Origin of the sequence: Streptomyces sp. NPDC050448, from assembly GCF_040655295.1 — a bacterium.
Taxonomy (GTDB): domain Bacteria; phylum Actinomycetota; class Actinomycetes; order Streptomycetales; family Streptomycetaceae; genus Streptomyces.
Genome location: NZ_JBFAJR010000013.1, coordinates 136,064 through 154,862 on the forward strand (window position 1 = coordinate 136,064; position 18,799 = coordinate 154,862).

Annotated in this window: 17 protein-coding genes and 1 tRNA gene; 10 read left to right on the forward strand and 8 right to left on the reverse strand. The window is 71.0% G+C overall.

The annotated features are described in order from the left end of the window. Positions 1-98: 98 nt before the first annotated feature. Positions 99-425, reverse strand: a complete 327-nt coding sequence (locus tag AB0I68_RS18115; RefSeq protein WP_363178291.1) for a helix-turn-helix domain-containing protein — start codon at positions 423-425, stop codon at positions 99-101. A gap of 129 nt (positions 426-554) precedes the next feature. Here AB0I68_RS18115 and AB0I68_RS18120 point away from each other — a divergent pair, with 129 nt between their 5' ends. Then, positions 555-1,535, forward strand: a complete 981-nt coding sequence (locus AB0I68_RS18120; protein WP_363178292.1) for a zinc-binding dehydrogenase — start codon at positions 555-557, stop codon at positions 1,533-1,535. Between the two features lie 37 nt (positions 1,536-1,572). Here the strand turns inward: AB0I68_RS18120 and pyrF are convergent, their stop codons facing one another. From pyrF to AB0I68_RS18150, 6 genes are all read right to left on the reverse strand, one after another. Further along, complete coding sequence (gene pyrF / locus AB0I68_RS18125) at positions 1,573-2,271, reverse strand: orotidine-5'-phosphate decarboxylase (protein ID WP_363178293.1); 699 nt, start codon at positions 2,269-2,271, stop codon at positions 1,573-1,575. A 16-nt stretch (positions 2,272-2,287) separates the two neighbouring features. After that, positions 2,288-2,845, reverse strand: a complete 558-nt coding sequence (locus AB0I68_RS18130; RefSeq protein WP_363178294.1) for a carboxymuconolactone decarboxylase family protein — start codon at positions 2,843-2,845, stop codon at positions 2,288-2,290. A 153-nt stretch (positions 2,846-2,998) separates the two neighbouring features. Beyond that, positions 2,999-3,832 carry an S-methyl-5'-thioadenosine phosphorylase gene (locus tag AB0I68_RS18135; RefSeq protein WP_363178295.1) on the reverse strand — a complete coding sequence of 278 codons (834 nt, stop codon included), beginning with the start codon at positions 3,830-3,832 and terminating at the stop codon, positions 2,999-3,001. Between the two features lie 91 nt (positions 3,833-3,923). Then, entirely contained in the window at positions 3,924-4,220 is a 297-nt protein-coding gene (locus tag AB0I68_RS18140; protein ID WP_363178296.1) for an FmdB family zinc ribbon protein, read from the reverse strand. Between the two features lie 67 nt (positions 4,221-4,287). Beyond that, positions 4,288-5,634, reverse strand: a complete 1,347-nt coding sequence (locus tag AB0I68_RS18145; protein WP_363178297.1) for an MFS transporter — start codon at positions 5,632-5,634, stop codon at positions 4,288-4,290. A gap of 399 nt (positions 5,635-6,033) precedes the next feature. Next, a complete protein-coding gene (locus AB0I68_RS18150; RefSeq protein WP_363178362.1) occupies positions 6,034-7,536 on the reverse strand; it encodes a potassium/proton antiporter in 1,503 nt (500 codons plus the stop codon). Positions 7,537-7,780: 244 nt separating this feature from the next. Here AB0I68_RS18150 and AB0I68_RS18155 point away from each other — a divergent pair, with 244 nt between their 5' ends. Further along, positions 7,781-10,636, forward strand: a complete 2,856-nt coding sequence (locus tag AB0I68_RS18155; RefSeq protein WP_363178298.1) for a penicillin acylase family protein — start codon at positions 7,781-7,783, stop codon at positions 10,634-10,636. Here the strand turns inward: AB0I68_RS18155 and AB0I68_RS18160 are convergent. After that, the gene (locus AB0I68_RS18160) at positions 10,626-11,240 is read right to left on the reverse strand and encodes a 5-formyltetrahydrofolate cyclo-ligase (RefSeq protein WP_363178299.1); all 615 of its coding nucleotides are present in this window, start codon (positions 11,238-11,240) and stop codon (positions 10,626-10,628) included. The genes AB0I68_RS18155 and AB0I68_RS18160 overlap by 11 nt on opposite strands. Positions 11,241-11,336: 96 nt before the next feature. On the opposite strand from AB0I68_RS18160, the gene galU reads away from it, so the two are divergent. The 8 genes from galU to AB0I68_RS18200 all read left to right on the forward strand — a co-directional run bounded on the left by galU (position 11,337) and on the right by AB0I68_RS18200 (position 18,775). Next, positions 11,337-12,239: a UTP--glucose-1-phosphate uridylyltransferase GalU gene (gene galU / locus AB0I68_RS18165; RefSeq protein ID WP_363178300.1), complete on the forward strand. Its 903-nt coding sequence runs from the start codon at positions 11,337-11,339 to the stop codon at positions 12,237-12,239. 4 nt (positions 12,240-12,243) lie between these two features. After that, positions 12,244-13,593: a gephyrin-like molybdotransferase Glp gene (glp, locus tag AB0I68_RS18170; protein WP_363178301.1), complete on the forward strand. Its 1,350-nt coding sequence runs from the start codon at positions 12,244-12,246 to the stop codon at positions 13,591-13,593. A 74-nt stretch (positions 13,594-13,667) separates the two neighbouring features. After that, on the forward strand, positions 13,668-14,180 hold the full coding sequence (gene moaC / locus AB0I68_RS18175) for a cyclic pyranopterin monophosphate synthase MoaC (RefSeq protein ID WP_078987875.1): 513 nt from the start codon (positions 13,668-13,670) through the stop codon (positions 14,178-14,180). Between the two features lie 113 nt (positions 14,181-14,293). After that, positions 14,294-14,797 carry a MogA/MoaB family molybdenum cofactor biosynthesis protein gene (locus AB0I68_RS18180; protein WP_363178363.1) on the forward strand — a complete coding sequence of 168 codons (504 nt, stop codon included), beginning with the start codon at positions 14,294-14,296 and terminating at the stop codon, positions 14,795-14,797. A gap of 17 nt (positions 14,798-14,814) precedes the next feature. Beyond that, positions 14,815-15,423 (forward strand): GNAT family protein, encoded by a 609-nt coding sequence (locus AB0I68_RS18185; protein ID WP_363178302.1) that lies wholly within the window; start codon positions 14,815-14,817, stop codon positions 15,421-15,423. 155 nt (positions 15,424-15,578) lie between these two features. After that, on the forward strand, positions 15,579-16,604 hold the full coding sequence (locus AB0I68_RS18190; protein WP_363178303.1) for a hypothetical protein: 1,026 nt from the start codon (positions 15,579-15,581) through the stop codon (positions 16,602-16,604). A 76-nt stretch (positions 16,605-16,680) separates the two neighbouring features. Then, positions 16,681-16,754, forward strand: a tRNA-Ala gene (locus tag AB0I68_RS18195). 653 nt (positions 16,755-17,407) lie between these two features. Continuing rightward, entirely contained in the window at positions 17,408-18,775 is a 1,368-nt protein-coding gene (locus AB0I68_RS18200) for a His/Gly/Thr/Pro-type tRNA ligase C-terminal domain-containing protein (RefSeq protein ID WP_363178304.1), read from the forward strand. The last annotated feature ends 24 nt before the right edge of the window (positions 18,776-18,799 follow it).

An 18,799-nucleotide genomic window follows, 5' to 3' on the forward strand; every position in this document is an offset into this window, starting at 1 on the left:
ACACCCCTTACGATCCGCCGCCCCGCGAAATCCCGCTCGCGCCTGTGGACAATCCCCAGCCTGTGGACAATGCCGTCACCCACAGGAGTGAGCAGCCGTCAGGCTTCGGCGCTCTCCTCGCGTAGGACCAGGGCCAGCAGCCCGGGGAAACGGGCCTCGAACTCCGCGCGCCGCAGCCGGTTGACGCGCCCCCGCCCCTGGTCGCGCTGCTCCAGCAGCCCGGACGCGCGCAGCACCGCGAAGTGGTGGCTGAGGGCCGCCTTGCCCACCGGCACGTCGAAGGTGCCGCAGCTGCGCTCCCAGTCGGCCGCGCCCGCGAGTTCCCGTACGAGCCGCAGCCGCACCGGGTCGGCGAGTGCGGCGAGGGCGGCCTGGACGGGTACGTCGTCGGGGTGGGTGTGCTCGGGTTCGGCCCGGTGTCCCATCGCGGTTCCTCCCTGGATCCCTTGCGGCCCTGCAGGTCTGCGGCCTTGCGCAATGTTCGATGAAAACCGTACAGTCGCCGTACCGCAGTGTTCGCTTTTCATTGAACAGTCTAGCCGGGGGTACCAGCCATGCGCGCAGTCCAGCTCCAGGAGTTCGGCGGACCCGAGGTCCTCCACATCACCGAGGTACCCGTTCCCGAGCCGGGCCCGGGCGAGGTGACCGTCGACGTCGCCTACGCCGGGGTCAACTTCGCCGACGTCCTGGCCCGGGCCGACGGCTACCGGGTCCAGGCCCTGCCCTTCCGGCCCGGCCTCGAGATCTCCGGCCGGATCCGGGCCGTCGGCCCCGGAGTCGAGGGGCTGCGCCCGGGCCAGGAGGTGGCCGCCCTCACCTCGCACAGCGGCTACGCCGAGGTCGCCGTCGCCCCCGCCGCGACCGTCTTCGCGCTCCCCGAGGGCATCTCCCTGCGCACCGCCGCCACCCTGCCGACCGTCCTGCCCACGGTCCAGGGGCTCGTGCACGAGGTCGGCCGGCTGCGCGCCGGGGAGACCGTACTCGTCCAGAGCGCGGCCGGCGGCGTCGGAACCGTTGCGGTCCAGGTCGCCCGGCTCGCCGGAGCGCGCGCCGTCTACGGCGTCGTATCCCGCCCCGAGAAGGCCGCGGAAGCCCTCAAGTACGGCTACGACGAGGTGTTCGTCGGCGACGGGTTCACCGAGGGCGTGCGCCGTGCCACCGGAGGCCGCGGAGTCGACCTCGCCCTCGACCCCGTCGGCGGCGACACCTTCCGCCGCAGCCTGGACTCCCTCGCGCGCTTCGGGCGCCTCGTCGCCTTCGGCAACGCCGGCGGAGCCGCACCCTGGCAGATCGGCCAGCCCGAGCTCAATCCGCGCGGGCTCTCCGTCGGGGGCTTCTCCGTCCTCACCCTCGCCCAGGACGACCCCGAGGCGCTGCGCGCCCTCGCCGCCGACTCCTTCCGGCTCGCCGCGAGCGGCAAGGTCGAGCTGCCGGTCACCGCCGAGTTCCCCCTCGACCGGGCCGCCGAGGCGCACCGGCTGATGGACACCCGCGCCACCACCGGCAAGCTGCTGCTGCGCGTCGCGGGGGAATGAGGCCGGGGGCGCGAGGCGGGGGCCACCCGGCTGCCGGCTACCCGCCCGCCCCCTCCCGGACCCGCCGCAGCGCCGCCACCGGGTCGGCGGCCCGGGTCACCGGCCGGCCCACCACGACGTGCGAGGCCCCGGCGGCGAAGGCGGCCCGCGCCGTCCCGGCCCGGGCGGCGTGCTCGCCCGCCTCCCCGCCCGGCAGGGTCACACCCGGCGTGACGATCAGCGGCCGCGGCCCCAGTACGTCCCGCAGCACGCCCGCCTCGCGCGGCGAGGCGACGACCCCGTCGCACCCGGCGTCCGCCGCCAGCCGGGCCAGCCGCAGCACCTGCTCGTCGGTCGTCGCGTCGATGCCGATGTCGGCGAGGTCGCTCCCGGTCATGCTCGTCACCACCGTCAGCGCGAGCACCCGCAGCCGCGGAAACTCCCGGGCCGCTTCCACCGCCGCGGCCATGATCCCCGTACCGCCCATGGCGTGCACGGTCACCATCGACGCACCCAGCGCGCCCGCGGCGCGCACGGCGCCGGCCACGGAGTTCGGGATCTCGAAGAGCTTCAGGTCGAGGAAGACCTCGTTGCCGCGCCCGACGAGGTCCTCGACGAGGCCGGGCCCGGCGGCGGTGAGGAGCTCCAGGCCGATCTTGTAGTGGTCGCAGGCGTCCCCGATCCGGGTGACGAGCGCCTCGGCGTCCCGGCGGCCGTCGAAGTCGAGGGCGACGATCGTCCTGTTGTCGTTGATCACCCCGCCATGGTGCCGTTCACGGCCGGGCCGGTATCTCGCAGGCCTCCGCGAAGCCCTGGCTGGTCAGGCCGAAGGCCCTGTTGGCCCGCGAGCGCAAGTTCTCCAGCGCGACCATCGCGGTGAGTTCGACGAACGCCGCCTCGCCCAGGCGGGCGATCAGCTCCGCGGCGAGTTCGTCCGTGACCGCCGGCTCGGTCTCGGTCATGGCCTCGGCGTACTCCATCACCAGCAGCTCCGGCTCCGTGAACGCCTCGCGGGCCTCTCGCCACCGCGGCACCTGCTCGATCTTCCGCGCCGGCAGCCCCCGTTCCAGCCCCTCCCAGTAGCCGAAGTCCATGCACCACGAGCAATTGATACGGGCCGCCGCGGCCATCACCGCGAGGTGCTTGAGCCCGGCGTCGAGGGCCTTCCACTTCGCCGCCCGCTGCTCGAGGCGGACGTACGCGAACAGCACGCGCGAGTTGTGCCCGTACGCCTGGCCGGGGTCGAGCACCTTGCCGTACCTGCGGCGCGAGTACCAGGCGCCGATGCGCATGAGGAGGGTGCGGGGCGGGGTGAGCGAGATACGCGGCATGTCGGTCGCCTCCTGGAGCGGTCCGTCGGTCTCGGTGCTTCTTCACCAGCCGAGACCGGACAGCCCGCCGGAATGTGACAGCCCTGGGTCAGATTTCCCCGGGAGTCCCCGCGGCGGCGAACTGCACCGCTGCGAAGGAGGCCGCGTCGCCGGTTACGGCAGTTCGATGCCCAGGTCCCAGCCGTCGTGCGCGTGCGTGCACAGGCAGGCGCGGGACTCCGTCGGCGGCAGCGCCGCCACCGCGTCGAAGAGGACCTCGCGCAGCCGGCCGACGTTCTCGCCGAACACCTTCAGGACCTCCGTGTGGGACACGCCCTCACCCGTCTCCGCGCCCGCGTCCAGGTCGGTCACCAGCGCCATCGACGTGTAGCAGAGCCCCAGCTCGCGGGCGAGGACCGCCTCCGGGTGGCCCGTCATTCCGACGACCGACCAGCCCATCGCCGCGTGCCACTTCGATTCGGCGCGGGTCGAGAACCGCGGGCCCTCGACCACGACCATCGTGCCGCCGTCCACCGGCTCCCACGCGCGGTCCCGGGCCGCCGCCAGTGCCACCGAGCGGCCGACCGGGCAGTACGGGTCGGCGAAGGTGGTGTGCACGACGTTCGGCACCGTTCCGTCGGGCAGCGGCTCCCCGTCGAAGAAGGTCTGGGCCCGGGACTTCGTACGGTCGACCAGCTGGTCGGGAACGAGCAGCGTGCCCGGACCGTACTCCGTGCGCAGCCCGCCCACCGCGCACGGGCCGAGCACCTGCCGCACGCCCATCGAGCGCAGCGCCCACAGGTTGGCCCGGTAGTTGATCTTGTGGGGCGGGACCTTGTGGCTGCGGCCGTGGCGGGGAAGGAAGGCGACCTGCCGCCCGGCCAGCTCGCCGAGGAAGAGGGAGTCGCTCGGGGGCCCGTACGGGGTGTCCACCCGGACCTCGGAGACGTCCTCCAGGAAGGAGTAGAACCCCGAGCCGCCGATGACACCGATCTCTGCGTTAGCCATGCCGTCACCCTAACCGGGCATGCGCAAGGCCCCGCCGCCCGGAAGGGGCGGCGGGGCCTTGCGGAAAACGAACGAAATCAGAGAACGGGGATCAGGCAGCCGAGGTGGAGCTGCTGCTCGAGCTCGACGCCGAAGACGTGCTGGACGTCGACGAAGCGGCCGGGGCGGCAGGCGTCGACGGCTTCGAGGCAGGGGTGCTGCTCGACGAAGCGCCGCGGCTGTCGTTCCGGTAGAAACCGGATCCCTTGAAGACGATGCCGACCGCGGAGAACACCTTCTTCAGGCGTCCGCTGCAGTTCGGGCACTCGGTCAGTGCGTCATCGGTGAACTTCTGCACGGCCTCAAGGCCCTCACCGCACTCGGTGCACTGGTACTGGTAGGTCGGCACGAATTTCCTCCTGGCACTCTGACTCGATGAGTGCTAACGACGTTCCATGGTGACGTATTCCGGCCGATCAGTCCACCGTCACCGGCACGCGGTGACCGAGACCACGCTCGTTCACCCGCGCAGCCGGGGCCTGCCCGGCCGGGGCGGCGGTCGCGTTCGCGGCCGGTCCCGTCGACGAGTTGATGACCCGGCTCGGGGCCTTCGGAGCCAGCTTCGACCGCAGCGCCAGCAGGGTCGCCAGCGCCAGCACGGTGCCCGCCATGGGCACCAGGAAGCCGTACGAGGACCCGTGCGCGTCCGTCAGGCGGCCGGCCAGGGTCACGGCGGTGGCCTGCCCGAAGGCGACCGCGCCGGTCAGCCAGGTGAAGGCCTCGGTCCGGGCGTTCGCCGGGATCAGCGACTCGATCATCGTGTAGCCGGTGATCAGGGCCGGGGCGATGCACAGGCCGACGACCAGGCCGAGCGCGCCCAGCAGGATCATCGAGTGGGCGGTCCACAGGACCGACGCGGCCACGGTGAGGCCGGCGTAGCCGAGCAGCAGCCGGCGCCGCGGGCCGATCTTCCAGGCGATGGCGCCGCAGGCGATGCCCGCGGTCATGTTGCCGGCCGCGAAGATGCCGTAGAGCAGGCCGTTCGCACCCGGGTTGCCGATCTCCTCGGAGAAGGCGGCCAGCGACACCTGCATGCCGCCGAAGACGGCGCCGATGCCGAGGAACGCCACGATCAGGACCCGCAGGCCCGGGAAGGAGAGCGCCGAGGCGTGCTTCTCACCGCCCGCCGCCTGGGCGTGCGGCTTCGGCTGGGTGGCGCGCTGGGCGGCGAAGACCAGACCGCCGGCCAGCGTCAGCGCGGCCTCGGTGATCAGGCCGGCGGCCGGGTGGACGCCGGTGCACAGGGCGGTCGCCAGCACCGGGCCGACGACGAAGGTGAACTCGTCGGTGACGGACTCGAACGCGGCGGCCGTCGGCAGCAGCGGGGAGCCCTCGAGCTTGGCGGCCCAGCGGGCCCGGACCATCGGCCCGACCTGCGGGACGGAGGCGCCGGCGGGGACGGCGGCGAGCGCCAGCGCCCACACGGGGGCGCCCAGGAGCGCGAGCGCCACGAGCGTGCTCACGGCGGCGGAGTGCATGAGGACGACCGGGACCAGGACGGCGCTCTGGCCGCGGCGGTCGGTGAGCTTGCCCATCACCGGGGCGGACAGCGCCATCGAGACGCCGGTGACGGCGGCGACGATGCCGGCGCTGCCGTAGGAACCGGTGGTGTGCTGGACGAGCAGAAGGATGCTGATGGTCAGCATGCCGAAGGGGAGCCGGGCGGCGAATCCCGGGAGAACGAAGCCGATGGCGCCGGGCGTGCGCAGGAGCTGCCCGTAACCGGGGCGTGCGGACTTGTCGGTCGTGACCGCGGATGTCACGGCCTGGCCTTTCCGCTGCCTGGTAGAGCGTCCCCGTCTGCGGACGGTGTGCCGCCTTGTGAGCGACCGCACCCGTACATGTGGGAGCCCCGAGAGCTGTCCTCTTGCGCAGAACCGAGTGATACCTGGGCGCCCACTGCGGGAGGGTGCCACGGCCGCTTTGCGGTCGCGCCAGCTCTGCGTCAGGCAGAGTTGGTTCGATGTGGTGTGCCTTTATCGTACAGGCAGCCCGGCGTTGCGTCCTGTGATTCCGGCGACAGCAAGTGTCTTCACCTGCGATTAACTGGAAGTTCGCAGTCCACAATCCTTCGAAGCGGGGTGAAACGGCCCGCAAACCCCCGAAAACGTAGAATTAGAACGACGCTCTAACTCTCCGTTCGAGCGCGGACCGAGCCCCGATCAAGATCCGTTCGAGCCCGTCCCGAGCCATCCGGCCAGCTTGCCGCCCCGGGCCACCGCCCGCAGCCGCGCCTCCGCCGCGTCCCGTACCGGATCCGTGGCCACCACCAGCAGCTCGTCCCCGTGCCGCAGCACGGTCGACGGCAGCGGTACGAAGCTCTTCGCGTCCCGGACCACCAGCGTCACCGACGCCCCCGGCGGCAGCCGCAGCTCGCTCACCTCGACGCCGTGCATCCGCGAGGCGTCCGGGATCGAGAACGACAGCAGGTGCCCGCGCAGCTTCTCCAGCGGCGCCGACTCGATGCCCAGGTCCGCGGCGGCCTCGTCGCTGTCGCCGAGGTTGAGCTTGCGCGCCAGCCACGGCAGGGTCGGCCCCTGCACCAAGGTGTAGACGACGACGAGCACGAAGACGATGTTGAAGACCCGGTCGCTGCCCGCGATCCCGGTCACCATCGGGATGGTGGCCAGGATGATGGGCACGGCGCCCCGCAGGCCCGCCCAGGACATCAGGGCCTGTTCCTGCCAGGGCATCCGGAACGGCAGCAGGCTGACGAAGACCTCCAGCGGCCGCGCCACCGTGGTCAGCACCAGCCCGATGACCACGGCGGGCCAGAAGTCCTGGGCCAGCTCGTGCGGGGTGACCAGCAGGCCGAGCAGGACGAACATGCCGATCTGGGCGATCCAGCCGAGCCCGTCCGCGAACCCCCGGGTCGCCGGCCAGTGGGGGAGCTTCGCGTTCCCGAGCACCATGGCCGCCAGGTAGACGGCGAGGAAGCCGGAGCCGTGCGCCAGCGCGCCGGCCGCGTACGCCGTCACGGCGATCGCCATCACGGCGATCGGGTAGAGGCCGGAGGCGGGCAGTGCCACGTGCCGCAGGCCGTACGCCCCCAGGAAGCCCACCGACAGGCCGATCGCGACGCCGATCGCCAGCTCCAGGGCGATCTTGGCGACCAGGATGTACCCCGGGTCCACCGGGCCGACGGTCGCGAAGGCGACGACCAGGATGACGACGGGGGCGTCGTTGAAGCCGGATTCCGCCTCCAGCACACCCGTGATCCGGGAGGGCAGCGGCACCTTGCGCAGGACGGAGAAGACGGCCGCCGCGTCGGTCGAGGAGACGACCGCGCCGATCAGCAGGGCCTGCCGCCAGTCCAGTCCGACCAGGTAGTGCGCGCCGGCCGCCGTGACGCCGACGCTGATCGCGACGCCGATCAGCGACAGGACGATCGCGGCCGGCAGGGCCGGCTTGATCTGTTTCCACTTGGTGCCCAGACCGCCCTCGGCGAGGATCACGACGAGCGCGGCGTAACCGATGACCTGCGTCAGTTCGGCGTTGTCGAAGACGACGTTGCCGATCCCGTCCTGGCCTATCGCTACGCCTATGCCGAGGTAGATGAGCAGGCTGGGGAGGCCGCTGCGTGAAGAGATGCGTACCGCCGCGACGGCGACGAGCAGCACGAGCGAGCAGACCAGCAGGAGCTCATTGAGCGTGTGGACGGTCAGCGGGCGGCCCTTTCCTCAAGGCGCCAGGCGGAACGTTCCTCCAGGCGACAAGTCCGACAAGATCAGCAAGTACTTCGTTACCTTACCTAATATTTGACGCGCTCTTTACGTGATAACCACATTGTGAAACGCCTGTTGGGCCCTGTCCTCGTCACCTCGACCCCTGGCGGATCAACGAGACCGGTCCTGCGCCTATGGTTGCTCCCAGCACTCCCAGGACCACCCTGCCCCTCTAAGGACAGCGATGCCCGCCAACGAAACCGCCCCTTCCGTCAAAAAGAAGGGACGACGCGCCCGTCTGATCGTGCTCGTGCTGGTCCTGGCGCTCCTCGCGGGCTTCGGGTACGGGACGTACTGGAGCATGGACAACGTCCGCGCCTCGTTCCCCCAGGCCACCGGCACCCTCAAGGTCCCCGGCCTCACCGGGACCGTGGAGGTCAAGCGCGACTCCCACGGCATTCCCCAGCTCTACGCCGACAACGACGACGACCTCTTCCGCGCGCAGGGCTTCGTCCACGCCCAGGACCGCTTCTGGGAGATGGACGTCCGCCGCCACATGACCTCCGGCCGGCTCTCCGAGATGTTCGGGCCCGGCCAGGTCGAGACCGACGCCTTCCTGCGCACGCTCGGCTGGCGCCAGGTGGCGCAGGCGGAGTACGACACCAAGCTCTCGGCCGAGACGAAGAAGTACCTGCAGGCCTACGCCGACGGGGTCAACGCGTACCTGAAGGGGAAGTCCGGCAAGGACCTCTCCGTCGAGCACTCCGCCCTCAAGCTCAGCGACGACTACCAGCCCGAGCAGTGGACGCCGGTGGACTCGGTGGCCTGGCTCAAGGCCATGGCGTGGGACCTGCGCGGCAACATGCAGGACGAGATCGACCGCGCGCTGATGTCCAACAAGCTCACGCAGGCGCAGATCGACGAGCTCTACCCGCCGTACCCCTTCGACCGGAACAAGCCGATCGTCGACACGGGCAAGATAGAGGGCGGGAAGTACGCCCCCCAGGGCGGCGCGGCCGCCGGCTCGACGGCATCGGGCTCCGGCTCGGGCTCCGCCGGCTCCGGCAGCGCGTCCGGCTCCCAGGCCCAGGCGGCCTCCGCCACCGCAACATCCGACGCGAGCGGCCTCGCCGACAACGCGAGCGCCCAGGGCGCGACCGCGGGCCTGCGCACCTCCCTCACCTCGCTCGCCGCCACGCTGGACAAGATCCCCGCGATCCTCGGCCCCAACGGCAGCGGCATCGGCTCGAACTCCTGGGTCGTCTCGGGCAAGTACACGACCACCGGCAAGCCGCTGCTCGCGAACGACCCGCACCTGTCCCCGCAGCTGCCCTCGGTCTGGTACCAGATGGGCCTGCACTGCCGCGCGGTCTCGAACCAGTGCAAGTACGACGTCGCCGGCTACACCTTCTCCGGCATGCCGGGCGTGGTCATCGGCCACAACGCCGACATCGCCTGGGGCATGACCAACCTCGGCGCCGACGTCACCGACCTCTACCTCGAGCAGGTCAAGCCCGAGGGCTACGTCTACGACAACAAGGTGGTCCCCTTCACGACCCGTGAAGAGGTCATCAAGATCGCGGGCGGCACGAGCAAGAAGATCACGGTCCGCACCACCAACAACGGACCGCTGATCTCCGACCGCAGCGAGGAGCTCGGCACGGTCGGCAGCCGCGCCCCCGTCTCCAGCTCGGCCCCCGACCGCGGCAACGGCTACGCCGTCGCCCTGCGCTGGACCGCCCTGGACCCCGGCAAGTCGATGGACGCCGTCTTCGCCCTCGACCGGGCCAAGGACTTCGCGGGCTTCCGCGCCGCCGCCCGCGACTTCGAGGTGCCGTCCCAGAACCTGATCTACGCCGACAACAAGGGCCCCGCCGGCAACATCGGCTACCAGGCCCCGGGCCGCATCCCGATCCGCGGCGCCGGCGACGGCCGCATGCCGGCCCCCGGCTGGGACTCCAAGTACGCCTGGAAGGGCGGCAAGGACGGCAACGCGGGCTACATCCCGCAGGACGAGATGCCGTACGACTACAACCCGGCGCGCGGTTACATCGTCACCGCGAACCAGGCCGTCGTGGAGAACGGGACCGGCCCGGGCAAGTACCCGTACGTGCTGACCACCGACTGGGGCTACGGCGCCCGCAGCCAGCGGATCAACGACCTCATCGAGGCGAAGACCAAGGACAGCGGCAAGATCTCCACCGACGACATGCGCACCATGCAGATGGACAACAGCAGCGAGATCGCCGCGCTGCTGACCCCGATGCTGGCCAAGATCGAGGTCTCCGACCCGGACGTGCGCTCCGCCCAGAAGCTCCTGGACGGCTGGAACTACACGCAGGAGCCCGACTCGGCGGCGGCCGCGTACTTCAACGCGGTCTGGCGCAACATCCTCAAGCTGTCCTTCGGCGACAAGATGCCGAAGGAGCTGCGGATCGAGGGCAGCTGCATGAACGTCCAGGAGGAGAGCAGCGGTCCGGTCGACGACCTGGCCAAGACGGTCCGCGAGTGCGGTACGCGCGGCCCCGACTCGGCGCAGCCGGACGGCGGCGACCGCTGGTTCGAGGTGGTCCGCCGCCTGGTCAAGGACGAGAAGTCGGCCTGGTGGCAGACGCCCGCCGCCCGCAACCAGCCGGCGACCGCCACCCGCGACCAGCTGTTCGCGCGGGCCATGAAGGACGCCCGCTGGGAGCTGACCGCCAAGCTCGGCAAGGACCAGTCCACCTGGAGCTGGGGCCGCCTGCACCAGCTGACGCTGAAGAACCAGACCATCGGCACCGAGGGCCCCGGCTTCCTGCAGTGGCTCCTCAACCGCGGCCCGTGGAACCTGGGCGGCGGCGAGGCCACCGTGAACGCGACCGGCTGGAACGCCTCCAGCGGGTACGGGGTCACCTGGGTCCCGTCGATGCGCATGGTCGTGAACCTCGGCGACCTGGACAAGTCCCGCTGGATCAACCTGACCGGCGCCTCGGGCCACGCGTACCACGACAACTACACGGACCAGACGGACATGTGGGCCAAGGGCGAGCTGCTGGACTGGCCGTTCGGCAAGGAGTCCGTGGACAAGGCGACGGTGGAGACGCTGACCCTCAAGCCGTGAATCTGACCACCCCCGACGGGGTGGCCACCGCCTGAACGGGGTGGTCGTGCGGTTCCTCCGGGACCCGCGCGACCACCTCTTCGTCGTAGAGGAGCACGACCAGCGCGGGATGCGCCCCGGCGAGCATGAGGCGGGCCAGCACCCGGTCGTACGAGCCCCCGCCGCGTCCGAGGCGCATCCCGCGGCCGTCGACGGCCAGTCCGGGCAGCAGGACGGCGTCGGCGCCGGTGACCGCGCCCGGCCCGAGCCGGGGCCCGGCCGGCTCCAGCAGCCGCATCTTGCCCGGGTGGGCGGCCTCGGCGAGGCTGCCCGGGCCTTCGTACGCCGCCCAGTCGAGGTCGTTGTCGGGCAGCAGGACGGGCAGCAGCACGCGCTTCCCGGCCGCGCGCAGGGCGTCGAGCAGATCGCGCGTGCCGGGTTCGCTGCCGACGGAGACGTACGCGGCCACGGTGCGGGCATCGGCCAGTTCGGGCAGTTCAAGGGCGGAGCGGGAGAGCGCGCGGGCCGACGTACGCAGGAATGCGGGGGACAAGGCGCGGCGGGCGGCCAGGAGTTCTCGGCGCAGCTCTGCCTTTTCGGACGGGGGCGGCGGGTTCTTTACCACAGCTGACTCTGAATTCCTTTCAAATAGGGGCAAGCCTGGAGCTATTTACCGGAATCAAACCTGGAGTGGTCTGCGCGACCCACTATCGTTCTGCCCATGAATCAGTTGCACCCTGTGATCAAGAAGGCCGTGATCCCGGCCGCAGGTCTCGGCACCCGCTTCCTTCCGGCGACCAAGGCGACGCCCAAGGAAATGCTCCCGGTCGTGGACAAGCCGGCCATCCAGTACGTCGTCGAGGAGGCCGTCTCAGCGGGCCTGGACGACGTTCTCATGATCACAGGACGTAACAAGCGCGCCCTTGAGGACCACTTCGACCGCAACTACGAGCTGGAGTCGGCCCTCATCGCCAAGGGCGACGACGACCGGCTCAAGAAGGTCCAGGAGTCCAGCGACCTGGCCACCATGCACTACGTCCGCCAGGGCGACCCGCGCGGCCTCGGCCACGCCGTCCTGTGCGCCGAGCCGCACGTCGGCGACGAGCCCTTCGCCGTTCTCCTCGGCGACGACCTGATCGACCCGCGCGACCCGCTGCTGCGCCAGATGACCGACGTCCACGCCCGCACCGGCGGCACCGTCATCGCCCTCATGGAGGTCGACCCCGCCAACGTCCACCTCTACGGCTGCGCCGCCGTCGAGGCCACGGACCAGGAGGGCGTCGTCCGGATCACCGGGCTCGTCGAGAAGCCGGACCCGGCGGACGCGCCCAGCAATTACGCGGTCATCGGACGGTACGTCCTCCACCCCGCGATCTTCGACATACTGCGGGAGACCGAGCCGGGCCGCGGCGGGGAGATCCAGCTCACCGACGGCCTGCAGAAGCTGGCCGCCGACGAGACCGTGGGCGGCCCGGTGCACGGCGTGGTCTTCCGGGGCCGCCGCTACGACACCGGGGACCGCGGGGACTACCTGCGGGCCATCGTCCGCCTCGCGTGCGAGCGTGAGGACCTGGGCCCGGAGTTCCGCACCTGGCTTCACCGTTACGTCACGGAGGAGATGTAGCACCTTGAGCAGCCGCGCACCGCAGGACACCGGCCACGCCACCCAGCGCCTGTGGTCGGTCGACGAGCACCTCGCGGACGTCCTCGCCGCCATCCGGCCGCTGGAGCCCATCGAGCTCCAGCTGCTCGACGCCCAGGGCTGTGTCCTGGTCGAGGACGTCACCGTGCCCGTCGCCCTCCCGCCCTTCGACAACAGCTCCATGGACGGCTACGCCGTCCGCACGGCCGACGTCCAGGGCGCGAGCGAGGAGTTCCCCGCGGTGCTCACGGTCATCGGGGACGTGGCGGCGGGCAGCGGCGAGCTGCCCACCGTCGGCCCCGGCCAGGCCGCCCGCATCATGACGGGCGCCCCGCTGCCTCCGGGCGCGGAAGCCGTCGTGCCGGTCGAGTGGACCGACGGCGGCAGCGGCGGCGGCGCGGCCGCCGGCATGACCCCGGCCAGCGCGGCCCCCCAGGGCGCGGGCGGCGAGGTGCGGGTGCACCGGGCCGCCGAGGCGCGGGCGCACGTACGGTCGCGCGGCAGCGACGTCCAGGCCGGGGACCTCGCCCTGGCCGCGGGCACGGTGCTCGGCCCCCCGCAGATCGCGCTGCTCGCCGCCATCGGGCGCGCCGCCGTGCGGGTCCGGCCGCGCCCGCGCGTGGTCGTGCTCTCCACCGGCAGCGAGCTCGTCCAGCCGGGTGAGACCCTGGCCGCGGGGACGATCTACGACTCGAACAGCTTCGCGCTGGCCGCCGCCGCGCGCGATGCCGGGGCGATCTCCTACCGGGTCGGGGCCGTGGCCGACGACGCCGAGACCCTGCGCTCCACCATCGAGGACCAGCTGATCCGGGCCGACCTGCTGGTCACCACGGGCGGGGTCAGCGTCGGCGCGTACGACGTGGTCAAGGAGGCGCTGTCCTCGGTCGGCTCGGGCCTCGCGGCCGACGACGAGGCCGACGGCGGGCGGATGGACTTCCGCAAGCTCGCGATGCAGCCCGGCAAGCCGCAGGGCTTCGGCACCATCGGCCCGGACCACACCCCCCTGCTGGCCCTGCCCGGCAATCCGGTGTCCTCGTACGTCTCCTTCGAACTGTTCGTGCGCCCCGCGATCCGCGCGCTCATGGGCCTGCCGGACGTCACCCGGCCGAGCGTGCGGGCGGTCCTGAAGGCCGACGAGGCGCTGGGCTCCCCGGCGGGCCGCCGCCAGTTCCTGCGCGGCAAGTACGACGCGGAGAGCGGCACGGTCAGCCCGGTCGGCGGATCGGGCTCCCACCTGATCGCGGCACTGGCCCACGCCGACTCGCTGATGGTCGTACCGGAGGACGTCACCTCGGTGGAGCCGGGGGCCGAGCTGGAAGTGGTCCTGCTCGGCTGAAGTCCGGCCGGTGCGGGTAGCGTGTTGCACCACACAGGCCCTTGCGGGGCCCGGAGCGGGAGCGGCACGAACCTATGGCAGCGTTTTCCCGGGGGGAGACCCCCGGCCCCCCTGAGCACAGCAGGCTGACGCACATCGACGAGGCCGGCGCGGCCCGGATGGTGGACGTCTCGGAGAAGGACGTCACGACGCGGACGGCGCGGGCCAGCGGGCGCGTGCTCGTCTCCGCGCGGGTGATCGAGCTGCTGCGCGGCGAGGGCGTGCCCAAGGGCGATGCCCTCGCCACCGCGCGGATCGCCGGGATCATGGGCGCGAAGAAGACCCCCGACCTGATCCCGCTCTGCCACCCGCTGGCCGTGTCGGGCGTGAAGGTGGACCTCTCGGTCGCCGACGACGCCGTCGAGATCCTCGCCACCGTCAAGACCACCGACCGCACGGGCGTCGAGATGGAGGCGCTGACCGCGGTCGCGGTCGCCGGGCTCACCGTCATCGACATGGTGAAGGCCGTCGACAAGGGCGCCGTCATCACGGACGTCCGGGTGGAGGAGAAGACCGGCGGCAAGTCCGGCGACTGGACGCGCGCGTGAACGCCCCGCGCGGCGGCGACGTCTTCAGCCACGTCCCCGTACCGCCGGTGGCGGACGGGGCCCGGACGGCCGAGCCGGATGCCGCGGGCGCGGCCCGGGAGCCCGGGCGCGCCCTGCGCGGGCTCGTGGTCACCGCCTCGAACCGTGCCTCGGCGGGCGTGTACGCCGACCGGGGCGGGCCGCTGCTGGCCGAGGGGCTCGAGAAGCTCGGCTTCACGGTGGACGGCCCGCGGGTCGTCCCCGACGGGGATCCGGTCGAACAGGCGCTGCGCGAGGGCGTGGCCGCCGGGTACGACGTCATCCTCACCACCGGCGGCACCGGCATCTCGCCGACCGACCGCACCCCGGACGCCACCGCGCGGGTGCTGGACTACGAGGTTCCGGGCATCCCGCAGGCCATCCGCGCCGAGGGCCTGGCGACCGTGCCGACCGCGGCCCTGTCACGGGGCCTGGCGGGCGTGGCGGGCCGGACCCTGATCGTGAACCTGCCCGGCTCCACCGGGGGCGTCCGCGACGGCCTCGCGGTCCTCACGCGGATCCTGCCGCACGCCGTGGACCAGATCCGGGGCGGCGACCACCCCACGCCCCCGGGCAGATCCGCCGGGAGCCCGAGCTGAACGGTCCCTCCTGGCCGGTGGTGCTGACCGACGGCGACGTCACGCTCCGGCCGATAAAACTGCGGGACCAGAGCGCCTGGCGCGAGGTCAACCGGCGCAACCGCGACTGGCTCCGGCCGTGGGAGGCGACGATTCCGCCGCCCGCGCCCTGGGGGCCGGTGATCCACCGCCCGACGTACCGCCAGATGGTCCGCCATCTGCGGGCCGAGGCGAACGCGGGGCGGATGCTGCCCTTCGTCATCGAGTACCGGGGCCGCCTCGTCGGCCAGCTGACGGTCGCCGGGATCACCTGGGGCTCGATGTGCGCGGGCCACGTCGGCTACTGGGTGGACCGCGAGGTGGCGGGCCGGGGCGTGGTGCCGACGGCGGTCGCCCTGGCCGTGGACCACTGCTTCGCGAAGGTCGGGCTGCACCGGATCGAGGTGTGCATCCGCCCGGAGAACGGGCCGAGTCGGCGCGTGGTGGAGAAGCTGGGCTTCCGCGAGGAGGGGCTGCGGCCGCGCTATCTGCACATCGACGGGGCGTGGCGCGACCACCTCGTGTACGCGCTGACGGCGGAGGAGGTTCCGGAGGGGCTGCTGCACCGCTGGCACCGCGGACGCAGGCAGGGCACCTCACCCTCGTAAACGAATATCTGTTCGAATTATCGGGGGCCAAGAACCGATTCGCCCATAACCTGATCCGAAGAATCACAAAAAAAGTCCGTGATATCAGCCAGTTCGTGCGACACACCGGCCCAATTGGCGGATCCGCCCGGCCGCGCCCCTCTACGGTGTGAGGTGTGAGCAGCAGCGGCCTCATCTACGCAGTCATTGTCGGGGCCTGGGCCGCCTACTTGGTGCCCATGTGGCTCCGGAGGCAGGACGAGCTGAACGAAGCCCGTCCGACGGAACGCTTCTCCACTGCCATTCGGCTGCTTTCCGGCCGGGCGGGAATGGAGCGCCGTTACGCCAAGGGGCTGCGTGAACGCGGCGACCAGGAGGCCGAGCCCCAGCACCGCGCGGACCCGGACGCCGCGACGGAAACGGTGAATTCCGTGGACGCCGACGCCCGGTCCGTCGTCGTGCCCCCGACCAGGGCGGAGCCGAGGTCGGCCATGGCGGAGCGGCACCGGCGCGAGCAGCGCCTCCAGGTGCTCGCACGGCGTCGCCGCACCACCGCGCTCCTCTTCCTGATCTTCACACTGGGCGCCATCGTCGCGGCGGTCGGCGGCCTGGGCTACCTCTGGGCGCCCGCCGTGCCCGCCCTGCTGCTGAGCGCGTACATCGTGCACCTGCGGGTCCAGGAGCGGCGCCGCTACGAGTTCACCATGGACCGGCGGCGCGCCGAGGCCGCCGCGCGGCAGCTGCGCGAGAACCGCCCGCGCCGCCGCGAGCCGGAGGCCGCGGCGGGATCCGAGCCGGACCCTGCGCCACCCGTCTCGCCGCAGGAGGCCGGACGGCGCGCACTGGTCGAGCAGACCGACCACGCCGAGTGGGTGGACCAGCAGCGCGAGCGCGAGCGTGGCCCCGCCCGCGGTGACAGCTGGGAGCCGGTCCCGGTCCCGCTGCCGACGTACGTGACGGCCCCGGTCGCTCCGCGCGCCACCGGCCCGGCGGCCCCGGACGCCTGGAGCGCGACCCGTTCCAGCACGGCCGAGCCGACGGACCCCCGCCTGCGCGCCCAGCCGTCGCCGGCCCCGAAGGCGGCGCCGAAGCCGGACCAGAAGCCCCAGCCGAACGCCCGCTCGCGCGGCCGCGACCGCGGCCGCACGCCGCTGTTCGACCAGTACGAGAGCGACGACCGCCCCCGCGCCGCGAACGAATGACCGGACCTGCGCGGACGCTCCCCGGTATCGGTTTTGGAGCACCCGCGCGGGGATGCTAATGTTTCACACGTCGCAAGGGCCTGTGGCGCAGTCTGGTAGCGCACCTCGTTCGCATCGAGGGGGTCTGGGGTTCAAATCCCCACAGGTCCACAGACGACTGTTCTTGAGTTCGCTCAGGAAGAGTTCACGAGATCCCGTCCGATCTGATTGATCGGGCGGGATCTCGGCGTTTCCGGGGTCTGTTCGAGGTGCGTCCGCACGAGGTCGATGCTGGGGACGGGTGTCCGGCGGTCGTCGGCCTGAAGTTTCGGGGTGATTCCGGTGCGTCTGGCGTTTTGGGGCCGTCGGCGGGCGCGTGTGATCCCCGCTTGTGGTGTTGACATCGAGTGTCCGAGATCACGGGAAAATTCAGCCCAGAGTTGCCCCGAAGTCATCACCCTGGCCCACGCCGCCTTCGCCGCCCCCCAAGGAGACGGCGTCATCCGCAGCCCCCGGCCGGTCCTTATTTCCCATCCTGGCGGAATGCCCCAATCTCGACAGTAGTGAGAATATTTCGGGCGCATTTCGGGCGAACCGCCACAGCATTCACGGGTCGCACTATTGGCGACTCGAATGCGGGGTGCGGATATCGGACAGCTCTTCCCGGAAGTCGATCATCGTGCTACGTTCGATGCTAGATGAACCGATCAGGCCTCCCGAGGGCCCGGTCAGGCAAGACTGCACGCCTATGAGGTGGCAGGCCGCAAAAAATGTAATCTCAGGCTGCCCGGGAAACATTGGCAGCCTTGCTGAGGGGCACGAACGTGGTTGTTGATGTGTTGATATTCGACGGTCACGGGCGCAAAATATGGTCGGGCTCGGAGGCTGAAAGCGCTCAGGTGCTGATGTCCATTCCGGGTGACGGTAGTAGCGTCACCGCGGTGGCGGATACCGAGGCCGTTGCGCGATGCAGTAAGAACGACGTCATGCGGGCCGCCGAACAGCTCCATATGGTCAGCCGTCGCGGCGTGCCGAAAGGCTTCCTGACGACGCTGCCCGCGGGTAACGTATTCGAAGAATCCGTCGACGCCTTCAATGTGGCCCACCTCGCCGCACTCGACGTCAGCCGGATAGACTTTCCGTTGGTCTTCGACAGCGCCGGCGCGGCCATGGCCGAACTGATCGAGCCGTATCACGTTCAGGGGCGCACTTTTACCCTGGCCGACCGTGAGGGGCTGCGGCTCAGCTACGCGGCCGACCCCAATCTGTTCGGATGGCTCCAGGGTCGGACACTGGCGCACGGCCTGCTGCCGTACGCGGTGTACAGCCCGCAGCCCGTATTCCGGAACTTCCGCACCGGCGAGTTGAGCATCCAGCGGATCAGGCAGTTCACGGTGCCTGACATCCACATCCTGACGACGCAGGACACTGCCGCCGACCGCTACCTGCACGCGCTGGAGCTGGCGGGCGAGTCCACCCGGTTCTGGTTCGACGAGGACTACGTCCACGTGCTGGACTCCGTGGCCGGCTCGCGGAACGACAATGAGGACTTCTACGCGAGGGCCGGCAAAGCGGCGGGCGGCATCACCGTGGTGAGGCGCCTGCCGAAGCAGTCCAAGTACTACGCGCAGAAGTCGGGCGTGCTGGTGTGGTCGGGCTATGACAACGTCATGCTCTACAACCTGCAGATGGACGACGTGAACCCGCCCCGCTTCGATATCCGCCTGGATAGCGGTGGCCATCCGACGGTCATCCATGCTTGTGTGGCCATGGGTATGTCCCGGATGCTTCCGCTGATACTCGGCCGCGGCATCTCCGGTATCGCCCGGAAGGTGATACCGGTAGAACTCGCACCCACCCAGGTGTCCGTCATTCCCCTGCGCGAGGCCCATGCGGAACGCGCCGGCGAGATCATCGCCCAACTGCGGAATGCGGGAATCCGTGCCGCCATCGATAACGAATACAATCGCCCCATAGGTGCGCGCCTGGCCAGGAGCAATCAGGCCTGGCAGCCGTTCTTCACCGTGATCGGTGATCGCGAAACAGAGCAGCAGCCGCTGATCCAGGATGCCACGCGCACCGCGGACGCGATGACGCCGGATGAATTCGTGCGCCTGCATGGCGAACGCATTCGCCGGTGTGCGGCCGGACCGCTCGCCCGGGACCGCCGCCTGCCGTTCATCGGCGACTGATCCTCTCTACGAACAGGGAATTCC